This window comes from Flavobacterium polysaccharolyticum (assembly GCF_038739875.1).
Lineage (GTDB): Bacteria > Bacteroidota > Bacteroidia > Flavobacteriales > Flavobacteriaceae > Flavobacterium > Flavobacterium polysaccharolyticum.
The window spans coordinates 113,124-131,102 of sequence record NZ_JBCGDP010000004.1 but is presented as its reverse complement, the minus strand read 5'-3'; the positions used below and the strand labels follow the sequence as shown (position 1 = coordinate 131,102).

General features: G+C 34.1%; 14 protein-coding genes. 2 read left to right on the top strand and 12 right to left on the bottom strand.

Annotation, left to right across the window (positions count from 1 at the left end):
- Positions 1-8: 8 nt before the first annotated feature.
- The 6 genes from WFZ86_RS05625 to surE form a co-directional block, all read right to left on the bottom strand.
- On the bottom strand, positions 9-2,045 hold the full coding sequence (locus WFZ86_RS05625; protein WP_342691178.1) for a ComEC/Rec2 family competence protein: 2,037 nt from the start codon (positions 2,043-2,045) through the stop codon (positions 9-11).
- Between the two features lie 43 nt (positions 2,046-2,088).
- Positions 2,089-3,201, bottom strand: coding sequence for a lipid-A-disaccharide synthase (gene lpxB, locus WFZ86_RS05620; protein WP_342691029.1), 1,113 nt, complete (start codon positions 3,199-3,201; stop codon positions 2,089-2,091).
- A gap of 192 nt (positions 3,202-3,393) precedes the next feature.
- On the bottom strand, positions 3,394-5,106 hold the full coding sequence (locus WFZ86_RS05615; RefSeq protein ID WP_342691028.1) for a hypothetical protein: 1,713 nt from the start codon (positions 5,104-5,106) through the stop codon (positions 3,394-3,396).
- Positions 5,107-5,120: 14 nt separating this feature from the next.
- Positions 5,121-6,107 carry an SDR family NAD(P)-dependent oxidoreductase gene (locus WFZ86_RS05610; RefSeq protein WP_342691027.1) on the bottom strand — a complete coding sequence of 329 codons (987 nt, stop codon included), beginning with the start codon at positions 6,105-6,107 and terminating at the stop codon, positions 5,121-5,123.
- A 160-nt stretch (positions 6,108-6,267) separates the two neighbouring features.
- Complete coding sequence (locus tag WFZ86_RS05605) at positions 6,268-6,543, bottom strand: hypothetical protein (protein WP_342691026.1); 276 nt, start codon at positions 6,541-6,543, stop codon at positions 6,268-6,270.
- On the bottom strand, positions 6,536-7,315 hold the full coding sequence (gene surE, locus WFZ86_RS05600; protein WP_342691025.1) for a 5'/3'-nucleotidase SurE: 780 nt from the start codon (positions 7,313-7,315) through the stop codon (positions 6,536-6,538). Before surE ends, WFZ86_RS05605 begins: the two co-directional genes overlap by 8 nt.
- 182 nt (positions 7,316-7,497) lie before the next feature.
- Here surE and WFZ86_RS05595 point away from each other — a divergent pair, with 182 nt between their 5' ends.
- A complete protein-coding gene (locus WFZ86_RS05595; RefSeq protein WP_342691024.1) occupies positions 7,498-9,750 on the top strand; it encodes a carboxy terminal-processing peptidase in 2,253 nt (750 codons plus the stop codon).
- 77 nt (positions 9,751-9,827) lie between these two features.
- Positions 9,828-10,643 carry a DNA/RNA non-specific endonuclease gene (locus WFZ86_RS05590; protein ID WP_342691023.1) on the top strand — a complete coding sequence of 272 codons (816 nt, stop codon included), beginning with the start codon at positions 9,828-9,830 and terminating at the stop codon, positions 10,641-10,643.
- 1 nt (position 10,644) lies between these two features.
- Here the strand turns inward: WFZ86_RS05590 and rodA are convergent, their stop codons facing one another.
- The 6 genes from rodA to purH all read right to left on the bottom strand — a co-directional run bounded on the left by rodA (position 10,645) and on the right by purH (position 17,838).
- The gene (gene rodA, locus WFZ86_RS05585; protein WP_342691022.1) at positions 10,645-11,880 is read right to left on the bottom strand and encodes a rod shape-determining protein RodA; all 1,236 of its coding nucleotides are present in this window, start codon (positions 11,878-11,880) and stop codon (positions 10,645-10,647) included.
- 15 nt (positions 11,881-11,895) lie between these two features.
- Positions 11,896-13,845: a penicillin-binding protein 2 gene (gene mrdA / locus WFZ86_RS05580; protein WP_342691021.1), complete on the bottom strand. Its 1,950-nt coding sequence runs from the start codon at positions 13,843-13,845 to the stop codon at positions 11,896-11,898.
- Entirely contained in the window at positions 13,842-14,348 is a 507-nt protein-coding gene (locus WFZ86_RS05575) for a rod shape-determining protein MreD (protein WP_342691020.1), read from the bottom strand. Before WFZ86_RS05575 ends, mrdA begins: the two co-directional genes overlap by 4 nt.
- A complete protein-coding gene (mreC, locus tag WFZ86_RS05570) occupies positions 14,341-15,174 on the bottom strand; it encodes a rod shape-determining protein MreC (RefSeq protein ID WP_342691019.1) in 834 nt (277 codons plus the stop codon). Before mreC ends, WFZ86_RS05575 begins: the two co-directional genes overlap by 8 nt.
- A gap of 64 nt (positions 15,175-15,238) precedes the next feature.
- Positions 15,239-16,267 (bottom strand): rod shape-determining protein, encoded by a 1,029-nt coding sequence (locus WFZ86_RS05565; RefSeq protein WP_342691018.1) that lies wholly within the window; start codon positions 16,265-16,267, stop codon positions 15,239-15,241.
- A 44-nt stretch (positions 16,268-16,311) separates the two neighbouring features.
- Entirely contained in the window at positions 16,312-17,838 is a 1,527-nt protein-coding gene (gene purH, locus WFZ86_RS05560; RefSeq protein WP_342691017.1) for a bifunctional phosphoribosylaminoimidazolecarboxamide formyltransferase/IMP cyclohydrolase, read from the bottom strand.
- Positions 17,839-17,979 lie beyond the last annotated feature (141 nt).

The window sequence follows — 17,979 nt, the reverse complement described above, 5'->3', positions numbered from 1 at the left end:
AGCTAGCATTACTCTTTGATGTAAAAATATCCCTTTTCACGAGTTGAGTGGAAAGGGATATTTTGTTGATTACAGGTTTGTTCCCATAAGGTTACCAATGATTTGTAATTGGAAGCATCTGCCACGACCATCTTTGGCTTATTGGTTTTTATGATGCGTTCTAAATTTACTTTTGGTGATGCTGTTAGTAGTAAAATATCTGTTGCTTTATTTGGAAAATAGACACTGCTACTGTCTAAAATAAGAATGCGATTTCCGTTAAAATAGGCTACATTTTTTAAGATACTTTGTTTTGTAATTGTACTAAATGTCCCTGTTGCATAATTTTGTAAGGTCATATTTTTTTGAGTTTCTTCACTTTGAAGGCCATTCGAAATGACTTCTATTTCATTTCCTATTCGTTGACAAATAATCGTTTTTTTCGAAGCATTCAGTACAACCCACTCTTTGCTGTTACCAAATTCTAGTTTGTTTTTGATTAGAACCAGTTGAAAAATGATTATTGATGACAAGAAGAAAGTAATTCTAGTAAAAGAGTTTTTCTTCCACCATAAAACCATCGCAATTAGAAAGAAGTAGGAGGCAAGCATTAAGTTAAACGTACTTGGAATATTGGTAAAAATGAAGCTTTCAAACGAAGCGACCCAATGAATTATTGAATTCATTACTGAAATACCCCATTCTAAAGGTTTGATACACCAAATAGGCAAGGCTGAAAAAGAAGCTATTGTCATTACGATTACCCCAAGAAGCATTATGACACTTAATAGCGGTAACACTAATAGATTGGTTACAAAAAATAACCCAGGGAATTGATGAAAATAATAAACACTTAACGGTAATGTTCCTAGTTGCGCGGCAAAAGAAACCGTAATAATATCCCAGAAGAATTGTAGAATTTTGTTTTTAGGTGTCCAGTAATTTGCCAACATTGGTTGCAGCCAAACAATAAAAAACAAAGCCGCATAACTCAATTGAAAGCCTACATCGAATAGAAAATAGGGTTGAAACAATAGTATTAAAAATATTGAAACAACTAGAGTATGATAAATATTCGTGCTTCGTCTCCAATAGTGTCCTAAGGCAACAAAAGAAAACATAGTGATAGAACGAACAACAGAGGGGGCCAATCCTGCTAAAATACCAAAAAGTGCTAAGCTTAGTAAAGAGATGGATAGCTTAAGGAATCTTCCTTTTTGGGTATTGGGTATGGGGCGCATCAAAAAATTGATAAACAGTACTATAAAGCCAATATGTAATCCAGAAACCGAAAGTATATGTACTGCACCCGCGTATTGATAATCCTTTGTAATGTTGGGGTCTATATCTTGTTGTTGCCCCAATAGTAATGCCATCGCTACTGGCAAAGCTTTTTTGTCAAACCCACTTTGTTCAAGATGAGTCACAATGGTGTTTCTTAAAGTAGCGCTATAATACCAAATGTCTTTTAAAAGGGTTTTACGATAGAGAATGTCTTCAGGCTCAATGTATACTTGCGCGAAGATTTGTTTGTTTTTGAGATAAGCCGAGTAATCAAACTGATTGGGGTTTTTAGGCTTTTCAGTGTTTATCAATTTTGTCTTAAATCTTAGTCTATGCCCAACTACAACTTTTTTGGTTTTGTTGGTCTTTGGTATTGTAATTAAAATTTTGCCTTCGAGACTTTGATTGTTTATCTTTTGAACATAAGCAATATATCTATTGTTTTGAGGTGAACTTTTGAGTTTCTCTCTGACAACAACTTCTATCCAATTTGCTTTTTCGTAAACTGTCGGATGATTTGAATAATTGTTTTTACGATTACTATCAGTATGAGTTACTAAAATACCAATTCCTACAGCAAATGAAAGCAATAGAATTGAGGTTTCAAATACTAAGTTTTTCTTTGTAGTAGTTGTGAATTTATATACTAGAAGTACAATTGCAAACGCAATTAGTATAAACACAAATGCAAAATTTGCGGATGTACTTATGTAATAAGCTGAAATGATGCCTATTATAAATCCAATTGTAATTTTAATAAGTGGGAATTGTAACACATTCATGGTACTAAAATACAAATTTTAGTAAGAAATAGTGCTTGTTAAATTATTTTAAGTCGGCTACAATTAATTTCGCGGTAACACTACTTGCTCCTTTTCCTCCCAATTTTTCTTCAAGGATAGTATAGTTTTCTAGTACAGCTTTTCGATGCTCTGGGTCTAGAATTTTTTGTAATTCTGATGCAATACGTTTGGTGTTGCAATCGTCTTGAATCAACTCAGTAACCACCTCTTTGTCCATAATCAAGTTGACAAGCGAAATGTATTTTAGTGTGATAATACGTTTGGCTATTTGGTACGAAATCCAATTTCCTTTGTAACAAACAACTTCAGGTACTTTAAACAATGCGGTTTCAAGTGTTGCTGTTCCTGAGGTAACAAGGGCTGCAGTAGCGTGTTGCAACAAATCATAGGTTTTGTTCGATAAAAATTTAATGTTATCTGAAGTGATGAATTGTTGGTAAAAAGAATATTCCTGACTTGGCGCTCCAGCGATTACAAATTGATAACTTTTAAAATCATCGGCTACGCTCAGCATAACACTGAGCATTTTGGTGATTTCTTGTTTGCGGCTACCTGGCAATAGCGCAATAATTGGTAAATCGTTCAATTGGTTTTCTTTTCTAAAAGTAGCATCATCGATTACTGGATGCGCTTGTATGGCATCTATAAGCGGATGGCCTACAAATGAAACTGGAAAATGATGCTTGTCTTCGTAAAATGTTTTTTCAAACGGAAGAATCACATACATTTTATCAATATCTCGCTTGATTTCCTTTATTCTGCTTTCTTTCCAAGCCCAAATTTGTGGAGAAATATAATAGTGATTTTTGAACCCTAAGGCTTTTGACCATTTAGCAATTCTTAAGTTAAAACCAGGATAGTCTATAAAAACGATGACATCAGGTTGAAAGGCTAGAATATCAGTTTTGCAAATTTTGATGTTGTTGAGAATGGTTTTTAAATTCATAACGACTTCTGCAAATCCCATAAAGGCTAAATCGCGGTAGTGCTTCACTAAGGTGCCACCTACTTTTTGCATTAAGTCGCCACCCCAAAAACGAATTTCGGCAGTTGAATCTTCCTGGTAAATTGATTTCATCAAGTTAGAACCGTGCAAATCTCCTGAGGCTTCTCCAGCAATAATGTAGTATTTCATAAATAGTTGATTCTAAGTTTTTTTAATGACCAAGCTCCTGATGTTGTTCGTTTTTTTTAGAAATTTTGTCAAAATTCTTTAACTCTAAAAAAACTGGACTTAATAACAAAAGGCAAAGGTAATAAAAACACTTTGCCTCTTGTTAGTTGTTACGGATTCAAATAAGCAATTTCTGCTGCAGAATTTAAATTTTTAATTCAATGAATACCTAAAAAATAGCATAGCGCTAAACCATGAATTGGCATCCCCTCCAAGAGCTTCCTTTACCCCGGCACCTGGAATCGTTTGCGCAAAATGTCCGTGAAAATACCATTTTCTAGAATGAAAATATTTCCAGGTGAGATTGACTTCTTGTCCGTATGCTTTTTGTGGCATATAACTCAATGCTGGATTTCCTCCTACATTGTTGTTATTGGCCGCCTTAAAATAAAAATATTGGGGAACTAATTCAATTTTTTTGCTTACTCTCAAACTAGCTTGAATTTTATGAGCAATTAAATTGCTGTTTTGCACAATTTTAAAATGATTGGCACCCAATACCCAATCTTCTCCATTTCCGCCAGTTAACAATGGATCCCATCTTTCGAATGTTGTTGTATTAGGATCGTCTCCAGAAAAATATGAAAAGCGATACATAAAGGTTGGTGAGGCTTTAGCTTTTGCGAAACTCCATCCTATTTCTCCATAGCCTGCAAAAGCTGACATTTTGAAATTAGAATTGGTTTCGTGAGCTACTTCAGTTTTAATTAAAAGTCCTGCTTTTCCTTGGGTCAAATTTTTATAATATCTGATGTTATAGAGATTAAGACCGTTGCGTCTAAATACATCACCAGTAGGTGTATAATAACCAAAATCTGAACGAGAAACATTCAAATAAGTAAAACCAACTTTATGACCTAAGTTAATGCCATATTCTGTATTGAAACCATTCATCACTGTTCGTGAATCTATAATAGGTAATTCATCAGGATTGATTTGAAAAACTTGTAACATTAAATTATTGTACTTAATAGTCGCTAAGCCTAAATAATCTGCTGCCCATCTTGGATTGAGTTGTAAACCGGCTCTATTTCCTCCATTTGAAGCTGTATTTCGAATAATAAAACCGTTCCCAATGGTAAATTGCTGTCTTCCAACGGAAAAGTTATAACTCAATAAATTACCATTTGAAAAAGATTTAACTCCAAAAAAGCCAACATAAGCATCATCGAAGGCGGTGTGAATTCTTGATTCATCTGTAAATAATTCTCTACCCGCTGTTCCACTCATAATGAGATTTGCACCACCGTATAGATAAACGTTGCTCTTGTTTGATAGAGTAGTAATTCCATATATACCTGCTGATGCCCATCCTTCTGCCCAACCTGTATATCCTTTTCCAGCAGGGCCATCGACCAAAGGGTTTCCATTAAGCATTGCATCGTCTCGACCGTACCAAGAATTGTTGTTTGAATACAACATTTCAGCCATTGCTATTCTTGAAGTCAACAAAGATTTGTTATCCATATATAAAATTGGAAAATCCTTTCCGCCAATAAGTGCACCACTCTTGGCAGGCTTATCCTTTAATGTATCGCTTAGTTTTATTTTTAAAGTTACCGTAATATCTCCTGTTAGGGATGGTCGCAGTTCATAAAAGGTATTCTCTACTTCGGGTAGTTGTTTTACTTTGGCAGAATAGGCATCCAATAAGATGGTTCTTACAGTGGTTTGTGGATAGACAGGAAATAGCATATTGATTTTTGCTAACAAACTACTTTGTTTTTGAGCGTCCTCTAATGGATTCTCAAATTCAATAAAAACAGATTGAATATTTTCTCCTTCTAAATAATTCCCGCTTTCCTGAGCAAAAACTGTATTTATTCCTAAAAACAAGAATAGGAATAGTAAGCCAATATTTTTCACGATAGAGTTTTGGGTTAATAAGCAGTCCATCCTCCATCAGTTGCGTAAGTTCCTCCAGTCAAATTAGAAGCTTCATCTGAAAGTAAAAATAAAATTACTGATGCTTGTTCCCAGGGAGTAGACATTCTGTGCTTGCTGTCGTTTAGCATCAATAAACTTTCGGTTTTGGCACCACCCATTCCGGTAATTCCTCTTTTTTTTACTTCTTTTACAAACTCAAAGGCTTTATCAGTCATTGGTGTTTTGGTTGCTGCCATGTTTACTGAGTTCACTCGAATTCCAAATGGTGCATAATCAATAGCAGCACTTTTTGTTAACCCATTTACGGCATATTTACTTGCTACATAGGCTGTATTTCCGGCTAGTCCTGTTAATCCTGCAATGGAACCTACAGTCACAAGTGCACCACCTTTTCCTTCTTTAAGTAATTGTTTCAAAACGGAACGCATCGATTTGAAAGTACCTGTAGCATTGACGTCAAAAACAAAATCCCAATATTCATCCGTTGCTGTATCTACAGCCGAAGGTAACAAAGCTTTTTGTTTGTCATAATCCAAAGGATCACCAGAATGTATACCGTCCATAACTCCTGCATTCAAAACCGCTCCGTCTAATTTCCCAAATTTTTTGATAGTTTCAGCCACTAATTTATTACAATCCTCTGTACTTCGAATATCTGTTTTTATAAATAATACTTTTCCTCCATTAGCTTCAATAGTTTTTGCTGTCGCATTACCTTCTTTTTCTAACCAATCAGCAATTACTACTGATGCTCCTTCTTTTGCGGCTCTAATGGCTGTTGAGCGACCAATTCCTCTTGCCCCACCAGTAATTATTACAACTTTACCTTTCAATCGATCTTTAGCAAAATAAGCTGAATCGATTGGTGTGATATCATTCTTTTTAGGAGCTGATTGAGAATATGTCAAAGTGAACATAAAAAAGACAGATAATACTAGTGCTTTTTTTATAAACGGTTTAACGATAATAAAAGTTTTCATATTTTGATGTTTTAGTTGAACGTAAATTATTGTATAACATAAATTTAAATCAAATAATTTACTTCTTCCTTGATAAACTTTAGAAATAATGAAAAAATAATTTAATAGTGTTTCTCTTCTTTATTTAGTCCTAATCATTTTGAAATTGAAATAATTTCGACTACATATAAAACAAAGTAATTATCGTTAAAACGAAAACAGCTAAGACCACACCTCTTGCCATAAGTTCTTTATTCATTTTTAGTAAAATCCCAAATGCTGCCAAATCTAACAATGAGCCAACCGTGATTAGTTTTCCTAAGTAGCCTTGTGATTTTAATATTCCGACTCCTTCAATGAATTCATAATCCGTAAAAAAAGTCATAAACAAAAAAGAGCCAAGCAATGAGGCAATTAATCCAATAAGGAAACCGTATAATAAATCTATCTTATTCATTCCAATTCCAAGTGTTGAGTTGTTGTATTGTGTGATGTGCTGTCAAGTCAAATTGAACAGGGACTACCGAAATGTATCCATTTTCTAAAGCCCACTCATCGGTGTCTTCTCCTTTATCTTGGTTAACGAATTCACCACTTAACCAATAGTATTCTTTTCCGAAAGGTGTTTTTCTTTTGTCGAATTTTTCCACCCACTGTGCTTTGGCTTGTCGACAAATTTTGATGCCTTTAATTTCTTTCTCTTCTAATTTTGGGAAATTCACATTCAAAACGACTCCAGCGGGAAGCCCTTTCTCTAGAGTTTCGAGTGCTATTTTTTTTACGAAAGACAAAGTCGGCGAAAAATCAGCATCCCAATTATAATCCAAAAGCGAAAATCCAATGGCAGGAATACCTTCGATACCAGCTTCAACAGCCGCGCTCATTGTTCCTGAATAAATGACATTAATGGATGAATTAGATCCATGATTGATGCCTGAAACACACAAATCTGGTTTTTGTTTCATAATTTCATTAGTTGCCATCTTCACACAATCTACTGGAGTTCCAGAACAGCTGTATTGTGTGATGGCATTGCCCTCTTTCGAAAGTTTATTCAAATACAAAGTGCTGTTGATGGTGATAGCATGTCCCATCGCACTCTGAGGTTTATCTGGAGCTACAACGATTACATTGCCAATTTGGGACATTACACTAATTAAGGCTTGGATTCCAGGAGCTGAAATTCCATCATCATTGGTGATTAATATTAATGGTTTTTTGGATGCCATTTTTTCAATTTAAAGATGCGCAAATATACTAGCGCTTTGTCTTAAAAAGCAGCTAAAACCTTTTTTTTGTTAACTTTTTTTATAAAAATTAAATCGTGTCAACATTTTTATATCTTTAACAAAAATTTATAAAGAGGCAATGTTTCTTGGCTTTATCTTTACATAAATTACACTTTTGATTGATGAATGCAATTATTACTTATATGAAAAAGAATTTTAAAATTGTACTTGCAATATTATGCTTGTCAGGTGCCTTGTTTGCTTTTAAAATAAATGGTTCGAAGCAGAACACCGCGGATCCCGAAAAAGATAGACTCCTGCTGGAGTTGTTGACTTTTGTAATTGAAAAAGCGCATTATGACCCTTCGGTTATGGATGATGAATTTTCTAAAGGAGTTTATAAAGATTATATACAAGCTTTAGATCCTTCTAAACGCTTTTTCTTACAATCAGATATCGATGAATTTGCTAAGTACGAATTGGATTTAGATGACCAAATCAACAATAAAGAATTGACTTTTTTCGAGTTGACCTATTCTCGTTTAATGGTTCGTATGGAAGAAAGTAAAAAAATCTACAAAGGATTGCTAGGAACTCCTAATGATTTTTCGATAGACGAAAGCTTTGATACCGATTATGATAAAATGCCATATGCCAAAAACAATAAAGAGTTGGTAGACAGATGGCGTAAGCAAATGAAGTTATCTGCTTTATCTTCCATTACAGAGCGTTTGCGTATGCAAGAAAATAAGACCAAAACCGCAGAAATTACTGAAGCGACAAAAGCTGATGAATTAAGCTCAGATTTGGGTATGGATGCTAATTTAAAAGCAGATAAAAATATCAAAACAAAGACTTTTGTGGAACTAGAGGCTGAAAGTAGAGTCAATATTGGTAAGTCTTTAGATGAATCTTTTGGTTTTATCAAAGAATTGACCAGGGATGATTGGTTTACCGTTTATATCAATTCAATTATGACGCGATTCGATCCTCATACAAGCTATTTTGCACCTGAAGAAAAAGAGCGATTCGATGTAAGTATGAGCGGAAAACTTGAGGGAATTGGTGCACGTTTGCAAAAGAAAAATGACTTTACAGAAATTAGTGAGCTAATTTCTGGTGGCCCAGCTTGGAGAGGTCGACAATTAGAAGCGGGTGATGTTGTTTTGAAAGTTGGTCAAGGAAGTGCTGAGCCTGTTGATGTCGTTGGTATGCGCTTAGATGATGTCGTTAAGAAAATAAAAGGACCAAAAGGAACTATTGTTCGTTTGACTGTAAAAAAAGTAGATGGGACAATAAAAAATATTTCTATTGTTCGTGATATCGTTGAAATTGAAGAAACTTATGCAAAATCAAGTGTAGTTGAGAAAAACGGATTACGTTATGGGGTAATTTACTTACCTAAGTTCTATATTGATTTTGAAAATCGTGATGGACGTGATGCAGGTAAAGATATTGCCCTTGAAGTGGAACGTTTGAAAGAAGCTAAAGTGAATGGAATTGTTTTAGACGTTAGAGACGACGGAGGAGGTTCTCTATCAACTGTTGTTGATATTGCAGGTCTGTTTATTCATGAAGGTCCAATTGTTCAAGTTAAGTCTTCTGGTAAGAAGAAGGAAATTTTGTATGATACGGATCCTAAGATAGAGTGGGATGGTCCATTAGTAATTATGGTGAATAGTTTTTCTGCATCAGCTTCAGAGATTTTAGCAGCTGCCATTCAGGATTATAAACGTGGAATTATCATCGGTAGCAAGCAAACCTACGGGAAAGGGACTGTTCAAAATGTAATTGATTTAAATCAATTTGTACGTAATAGTTCTGTGGGTGATTTGGGAGCTCTAAAAACTACCACTCAGAAATTTTATAGAATTAATGGAGGGTCAACGCAGCGTGAAGGAGTTAGTAGTGATGTAGTAATGCCAGATCGTTATGCCTATTTAAAAATGGGAGAGCGTGATGTTGATAATGCTATGCCTTGGGATAAAATAGATGCTGCTCCTTTCACACAATGGAAAGATACTCAGGATTTTGAAAAAGCTATTGCTAAAAGTAAGGTAAGAATTGCCGAAAATCCTCAGTTTAAATTAATCGAAGAGAACGCTAAATGGATTGATAGCAAAAGTAATGAAAATACGTATAGCTTAAATATTGATAAATTTAGAACGGTACAAAATAGTGTTGAAGAAACGGCTAAAAAATATAAGTCAATTTTTGAGTATAATAATCAATTGAAATTTAATTCTTTACCTTATGAAGAAGAAGAATACAAAAAAGACCCTACTCTTAAAGAAAAAAGACAAAGATGGCATGAGAATTTGTCTAAAGATATTTATGTAGAAGAGGCTCTTAATATTCTTGACGATTTGCAACCCAAGACTATTGTAAAATCGATGCCTTCAAAAGCCTTGAATAGTAAGTTAGTCAAATCATAAATTAATATTAATACCAAGAAAAGACTCAAAATGAATAGATGATTTTGAGTCTTTTTTTGTTTATACTTTTTTGAATTATGACTCATGTTAATTTTTTTGTTTTATTGGTTTTTATTTCTTCCTTTTTAGCTATTAATGTTGAAAAAAAGACGTGTCTTGATGTACAGCCTTCAAAGATTGCTTCTTTTGTAGATTCATTTCAGCCAAACAAAACGCAACTAAATTTTCTTCCTAAATCTACTACCAAAACGGTCGTTTTTCATGATTTTTATGCATTATCTTATAATGAAAAGTATGAACAAGCCGAGTGGGTGGCCTATGAATTAAAAAAAGAACAAGTAGTAAATGCGAACTTTAAACGCCCTTATTTTGTTCAAGATAACAAAGTCAGAACAAATTCAGCCGATTGGCGCAACTACAAGAGATCAGGCTATGACAAAGGGCATTTGTGTCCCGCAGCTGACAGAGAGTTTAATAGAAAAGCCTATGAATCAACTTTTTTAACTTCGAATATTTCGCCACAAAAGCATGAATTCAACAGTGGCATATGGAATCGTTTAGAAGAAAAAATACGGTATTGGGCAATAAAATACGATGGCATATATGTTGTTACAGCTGGTGTTCTGTCATCCAATTTAAAAACTATTGGTGAAGAAAAAGTAGCAGTACCCAATTATTTTTATAAAATTGTTTTAGATGAAAATCATGGAAAATATCGAATGATTGCTTTTTTGATGCCCAATGATCCATCTAATAGGCCTTTGTATGAGTTTGTGGTCTCGGTAGATAAAATAGAACAACTAACAGGGATTGATTTTTTTTATCAACTTCCTGATGTTTTAGAAAATCAATTGGAAAAATCAAGTAACTATAAGGATTGGAGTTTTAATTGATTTACCATTCATTAACCTTATTGGCATCCATTTTAATGAAAATAAAAAGGAGAATGGTGAATCCCCATAAACCTGAACCTCCATATGAGAAAAAAGGTAAAGGAATACCAATAGTTGGGAAAATTCCTGCTACCATTGCAATATTCACAAAAAAGTGGAGAAATAAAATAGCAGCAACAGAATAGCCATAGACACGACTAAATTTTGTCTTTTGTCTCTCTGCCAAATAAATAATTCGTAGTAAGAGGATGACAAAGAGTGAAATCACGACTGTAGCGCCCAAAAAGCCCCATTCTTCACCAACAGTGGTAAAAATATAATCGGTATGTTGTTCTGGTACAAAACCTCCTTTTGTTTGAGTGCCTTCTAAGAAACCTTTTCCAAGCCATCCTCCAGAGCCAATAGCAATTTCTGATTGATTGGTGTTGTATCCAATTCCTTTCATGTCTACTGCTTTGCCTAATAATATATTAAAACGATCTCTATGATGTTGTTTGAATACATGTTCGAATACATAATTAACTGATAAGACAAATCCAGAAATAAACGCTAATAATAAGCCGCTTCTAAGAATGTTTCGGTCCACTAATCTTGATTTGAAATGTATAGCGACGAGTAATAACGCCACAATTAGAATAACTACATATGATTCTAAAACTAGTGTTAACACGAATAAAGCAATAGCTGAAAATCCAGTCCAAACGTACCAACTTGGTAATCCTTCTCTATAAAGCACTATTATAAAAATACTATAAACTAATGCGCTACCAGGATCAGGTTGAGGTAAAATAAGTAATACAGGCAAGAAGATTATTGCTAAAGCTTGAAATTGTCTATTTAAGTCCTTGAGATTGATTTGTGGGTCACTCAGATATTTTGATAATGCTAGTGCAGTGGCTGCTTTAGCAAATTCGGAGGGTTGCAAAGTAAAACTGCCAATGGCATACCAACATCTTTGACCAGCTATAGTTTTACCAAACGCAAATAAACCAAGCAGTGAGACTAAGGAAAGTGCAAAGATAATCGAGGCATATTTTTCATAAAACTTACCATCAACATATAGTACAGTGAAGATTAATGGGATAGCAAATAATATGAATATCAATTGTTTGTCCGAGGTTCCTTCTTCAGAGGAAAGAGAAGAGGAATAAATATTTAGCCATCCTAAAACAACTAGTAGTATATATATTATTACACAAATCCAGTCGATATTGCTAGTTATACTTTGGTTTTTCATTTTATTGCAAATGATTTAGTTTTTCTTGGTACTGTCTTTTTTTACAGTAACTGTTGGTGTAGGATTCTGTTTTTTTAACTTTAGTTGTGCGATAGAATCCTTAATTCGTAACTCTCTTTTTACATCTTCATTCAATCCCCCTAATTTTGCATATTGACTTTGCAAACTTGTATTCAATATCCTAGTTTCGAGATCAGTTCTAGTGATTTTTTTCTTTAAATATTTTTCAATCATCAAACTTGCTATTGGTCCTGCAATGGTAGAACCAAATCCACCATTTTCAATCATAATTGCAATAGCGATTTTTGGGTTGTCTTTTGGGGCAAAAGCCACAAATATAGAGTGATCTTTTAGTTGTGTTCTAACACCATTAATTTTAGCAAAATTTTCAGCAGTACCAGTTTTTCCACAAATGTCAATCCCTTCCACTCTCAAACCAGCAGCTGTTCCCATATTATATACGTCAAATAATCCGCTGATGATGGGTTTAAAATGGCTTTTATCTATGGTAGTAACATGCTTAGTAGTGAATTTTTTGTCAATGGTTGTGCCAGCAATTTTTTTAATGATGTGAGGGGTATAGTAATACCCTTCGTTAGCAACTGCTGCCATCATATTGGCTAATTGAATGGGTGTCATTAGAACTTCGCCTTGACCAATTGCATTCGAAATAATAGTTTTGCCACTCCATCCCCAATCTGGATACATTTTTTTATAAGTTTTTGAATTTGGTATTTTTCCTCTTTTTCCTGTGGGTAAATCGTAGCCCATAAATTCTCCTAGTCCAAAACTTTTTATGTGATTACTCCATACATCGACCGCATAGGGTGCTTTATATTTGCCAATAGTACGTAAGAAAACATTTGAAAAATAGGCATTACAAGATTTATAAATTCCTACATGCAAATCACGACTACCTCCACCACAGTGACATCTTTGAAAACGCCCCGGGGCATACGCAAAACCATGATTACACATAAAAGTTGTTTTCTCATCGATCACTCCTTCTTGCAGTCCAACAAGTCCAGTTAGAATTTTGAATGGTGATCCTGGGGGATATTGGGCTAATAGGCCTCTATCATATAAAGGATTTGCAATAGAATCGTTATACAATTTGGTGTAGTTTTTAGAACGTTGCCTTCCTACTAGAATACCAGGGTCATAGGTAGGTGCGGTAATTAAAGCCAAAATTTCTCCAGTTTTTGGCTCTATGGCTACAATTCCACCTCTTTTATTGATCATCAACTGTTCTCCATACTTTTGGATTTCGGCATCAATGGTTAAAGTAATGTCTTTTCCAGGAATAGCGATTGTATCATAGCGTCCCTCTTTATAAGAGCCTATCTCACGATTATACTTGTCTTTTTGTGTGTAAGTTACTCCTTTAACACCTCTAAGGATTTCTTCATAGCTTTCTTCTACACCTTGTTTTCCAATCAAGTCGCCACTTTTATAGTAAGGATTTTTTTTGATTAGATTATCGTTTACTTGGGTTATAAAACCAAAAATATTTGCACCATAATCGGCTTCATAGTCTCTTAATGATCTCTTTTGAAAATAGAAACCTTCAAAATTTCTTATCTTTTCTTGAAAAGCCGCAAACTCAACCTTATTCAATTGTGGCAAAAATACAGATGGAAGCCTTGGGCTATATACTTTGGCTTTTTCTATTATTTTGATAAAATCCTCTTTTTGAATATTTAAAAGTTGACAAAACTCTAACGTATCTAAGTTTTTGATTTCCCTTGGTATTACCATGATGTCATAGGAAGCTTGATTGGCTACTAAAAGTTTTCCATAACGGTCATAGATATATCCTCGTTCTGGGTAATCGTATTTTATCTTTATTGCATTATTCTCTGACTGCAACTTAAAGGTGTCGTCAATGATTTGAAGATAAAAAATTCGAATTACAAGCAGAGCGGCTGCAATAATAATTAAAGCAGGCAACAAGACTTTTCTCATCGTTTATTTGGCTTAATAAGGTAAATGATGGTAATGCACAACAATAATGTAAAAACTGAACTGAGTAATGTTCTTAATAATACATCTAGTATAAAACTAAATTCGAAAGCTTCTAAAGTAAATAGAATAATATGATGTAATAGGATGGATATCAATAAAAAAGAGAAGCGTTCTGGAGTTAAAACATCATTTAATTTTACAGTTTGGTATTCGTAGCTAAGACCAAATGAAAATTTAAAAATGTACGGTCTGTAGTAGGCCAAAATCAAACATGCCGTTGCATGAACTCCACCTGAGTTAGTAAACGTGTCCATAATCAAGCCAAGCATAAAACTTGAAGCTAGTAAAACTGTTTTGTTACCGTTTACAGGATATAAAATTATAAAAAGGATATAAGGAAAGGGACTAATATAACCATAAAAATTCATGTTATTGAAGACAATTGTTTGTATTGCCAACAATAATATAAAACGGAAAAAATTCACAATCAATGTACTATTCATCCTTTTTTCTTTGGTTTTCTAATTTTGTAATCTCTTCTTTTCCTTTGCTCTTGAGGATGTATACATGACCTAAGTTGGTCATGTCATTGAATAGTTTAATTTCTAAAGTGTAGAAATTTGTTTGATTATCTTTATCACGGAAAATTCTGTGAATTGTACCAATATTTATGTTTTCCGGAAATATTACAGATTGACCTCCAGTAACAACTGTGTCGCCTTTATGTATGGCTGCAAGTCTGGGAACATCAATCAACTGAACAAAGCCGGTACTTTTTCCATTCCAAATCAAAGAACCAAAATGATTAGATTTTTTGATTTTGGCATTGATTCTTGATTTTTTGTTTAAAATGCTTGCAACCGTTGCGTAGTTTTCGGATGTGTCATCTATGATGCCAACAATTCCTAAACTATTAATTACTCCCATGTCTGGTTTTACGCCTTGTTTGTTGCCTGCATCTAAAGTGAGATAATTTTCATATACGTTGTAGGAATTTTTAATCACCTTCGCAACGACAATATCTGATGGTTTTATTCCCTTAAAACTATCTAGTTTTGACATGAAAGAGGAATCTTTAACTTGAAAAAGTAGGCTTCTTAGCATTGCATTTTCTAACGCTAAGTTTTCGTTTTCTTTTCTCAGGTTAAGGTATTCTTTAACGTTGTTTATTTCTTTATAAACACTACCACTTACCACATTAGCAGAGCTAATTACTTTGCTTCTATGGAAGGAATGAAATTGAATAGTAAGTGTTAACGATATACCCAAAAGCAGCAAAAACAGTATTCTATAACTGTTTCTTGAAATAAAATTAAATATTTGCTGCATTTTGTAATGGTATAATTATGTGTTTATTAGTGAATTATTTTAATAGGTAGACTCCAGGAAATCCTTACTTAATTAAGATACTTTTAAATTTAGTAATGTTTTTTAAAGCCATTCCAGTTCCTCGTACGACTGCTCTCAATGGGTCTTCTGCAATGTAAACAGGTAAATCTGTTTTTTGAGAAATTCTTTTGTCTAATCCCCTTAGCATAGAACCTCCTCCAGCGAGATAGATACCTGTGTTGTATATATCTGCGGCTAACTCTGGAGGGGTTTGCGATAAGGTTTCCATTACCGCATCCTCAATTCTTTGAATCGATTTGTCTAGTGCTTTTGCGATTTCTCGATAAGAAACTTCTACTTGTTTTGGTTTTCCTGTTAATAAATCACGTCCTTGTACTGACATGTCTTCTGGTGGACTTTCTAAATCTTCTATTGCAGCACCAATTTGGATTTTTATTTTCTCGGCGGTACTTTCTCCAACGAAAAGGTTATGTTGTGTACGCATGTAATAAACGATGTCATTTGTAAATACATCCCCTGCAATTTTTACAGATTTGTCACAAACTATTCCGCCCAAAGCAATTACAGCAATTTCGGTAGTACCTCCTCCTATATCAACAATCATGTTTCCTTTTGGTTGCATAATATCAATCCCGATACCAATTGCGGCTGCCATTGGTTCATGAATTAAGTATACTTCTTTTCCGTTAACTCGCTCACAAGATTCTTTTACCGCGCGCATTTCAACTTCGGTAATTCCAGAAGGAATGCAAATTACCATACGCAAAGCTGGAGTAAACATTTTTTTGTTTAGAGCAGGGATGCTTTTGATGAACATGCTGATCATTTTCTCTGAGGCATCAAAATCTGCAATTACACCATCTTTTAATGGTCTAATCGTTTTAATGTTTTCATGCGTTTTCCCTTGCATCATGTTGGCTTCTTTACCAACTGCAATGATTTTGCCTGATATTCTGTCTCTTGCCACAATAGAAGGACTGTCAATAACTACCTTATCATTGTGAATGATTAAAGTGTTTGCGGTACCAAGGTCTATCGCGATATCCTCAGTCATGAAATCAAAAAATCCCATACGTTTTTATGTATTGTAAAAATTATTTAACAAAGTTAAACAAATTAATGTTTAAAATGACGCGTTCCTGTAAATACCATTGCCAAATTGTTTTCGTTGCAATAATTGATACTCAACTCATCTTTAATAGATCCTCCAGGTTGAATTACAGCTGTAATTCCAGCTTTTTTTGCTAACTCTACACAATCTGGAAAAGGGAAGAATGCATCACTTGCCATTGAGGCACCTTCTAAACTAAATCCAAATGCTTTTGCTTTTTCTACAGCTTGCATTAAAGCATCAACTCTAGAGGTTTGACCCGTTCCCGAAGCAATAAGTGTGCCGTTTTTTGCAAAAACGATTGTGTTTGATTTGGTGTTTTTGCACACTTTTGAAGCAAAAATTAAATCTTTAACTTCTTGTTCGGTTGGAGCGGTTACAGTTACAGTTTTCAAATCTGATGCTTGATCTGTAATGTTGTTTCGGTCTTGAATTAATAATCCATTCAAACAAGTTCGCACTTGTCTTTCAGCTAAGGCTACTTCATTTTGAGCCAATATGATTCTGTTTTTCTTTTCTTGTAAAATAGTCAAAGCTTCTGCCTCATAAGCTGGAGCAATTACAACTTCGCAGAATAATTTGTTGATTTCTGTAGCTGTAGCAACATCTATTTTGGTGTTGGATATAAGAATGCCACCAAAAGCAGAGGTTGGGTCGCAAGCTAATGCAGCATTGTAAGCATCACAAATGCTGTTTCTAGTTGCTAGTCCACAAGCGTTATTGTGTTTCAAAATGGCAAATGTAGGGCCATCGTTTTTGAATTCATTGATTAAGTTTACGGCAGCATCTACATCTAGTAAGTTATTGTATGATAACTCTTTTCCGTGAATTTTATTAAACATTGCCTCAAAATCACCAAAAAAGAATCCTTTTTGATGTGGATTTTCTCCATAACGAAGTACTTGTCCGTTGGCTATGCTTTCTTTGTAAATGGTTTCGTCGGTGTTGAAATATTTGAAAATGGCTCCGTCATAATGAGAAGAAACATGAAATGCTTTTGTAGCCAAAAGTTTTCTGTCTTCTAATGTAGTACTTCCATTTTGATTGGTAATCATATCTAAAAATAAACCATATTGGTCCATTGAGGAAACAATTACGGTGTCTTTAAAATTCTTTGCACCTGCACGAATCAATGAAATACCACCAATATCAATTTTTTCAATAATATCTGCTTCGCTTGCGCCAGAAGCAACCGTTTTTTCAAAAGGATACAAATCAACAATTACTAAATCTATTTGAGGGATTTCAAATTCCTTCATTTGTTGCACATCACTTTCGTTGTCTTGACGATTTAAGATGCCGCCAAATACTTTTGGATGCAACGTTTTTACTCTTCCTCCAAGGATTGAAGGATAAGAGGTTACGTCTTCTACAGCGATTACTGGAATGCCTAAGTTTTTGATGTACTCTTCGGTTCCTCCAGTAGAATAAAAAACAACATTTTGTTCGTGTAATTTTCTAACAATTGGCTCTAATCCATCTTTGGAAAAGACTGAAATTAAGGCCGATTGTATTTTTTTAGTAGTGCTCATGTGTAGTAGTTTTTTTGAAAGTGCAAAAATAGTTAATTTTTATAAATATATTCACAGGAAATGCTGTAACATTTTTATTTAAATTCGTACTTATGGAAGTATTATATTTATTAGGTTTTTGAATTAAATTTAATGAATTTT

Coding starts and splice junctions, on each gene's coding strand:
- purH (WP_342691017.1), bottom strand. CDS start 17,838: ATGAGCACTACTAAAAAAATACAATCGGCCTTAATTTCAGTCTTTTCC.
- lpxB (WP_342691029.1), bottom strand. CDS start 3,201: ATGAAATACTACATTATTGCTGGAGAAGCCTCAGGAGATTTGCACGGT.
- WFZ86_RS05575 (WP_342691020.1), bottom strand. CDS start 14,348: ATGAATAGTACATTGATTGTGAATTTTTTCCGTTTTATATTATTGTTG.
- WFZ86_RS05605 (WP_342691026.1), bottom strand. CDS start 6,543: ATGAATAAGATAGATTTATTATACGGTTTCCTTATTGGATTAATTGCC.
- mrdA (WP_342691021.1), bottom strand. CDS start 13,845: ATGAGAAAAGTCTTGTTGCCTGCTTTAATTATTATTGCAGCCGCTCTG.
- surE (WP_342691025.1), bottom strand. CDS start 7,315: ATGGCATCCAAAAAACCATTAATATTAATCACCAATGATGATGGAATT.
- WFZ86_RS05595 (WP_342691024.1), top strand. CDS start 7,498: ATGAATGCAATTATTACTTATATGAAAAAGAATTTTAAAATTGTACTT.
- WFZ86_RS05610 (WP_342691027.1), bottom strand. CDS start 6,107: ATGAAAACTTTTATTATCGTTAAACCGTTTATAAAAAAAGCACTAGTA.
- WFZ86_RS05625 (WP_342691178.1), bottom strand. CDS start 2,045: ATGAATGTGTTACAATTCCCACTTATTAAAATTACAATTGGATTTATA.
- WFZ86_RS05590 (WP_342691023.1), top strand. CDS start 9,828: ATGACTCATGTTAATTTTTTTGTTTTATTGGTTTTTATTTCTTCCTTT.
- mreC (WP_342691019.1), bottom strand. CDS start 15,174: ATGCAGCAAATATTTAATTTTATTTCAAGAAACAGTTATAGAATACTG.
- WFZ86_RS05565 (WP_342691018.1), bottom strand. CDS start 16,267: ATGGGATTTTTTGATTTCATGACTGAGGATATCGCGATAGACCTTGGT.
- rodA (WP_342691022.1), bottom strand. CDS start 11,880: ATGAAAAACCAAAGTATAACTAGCAATATCGACTGGATTTGTGTAATA.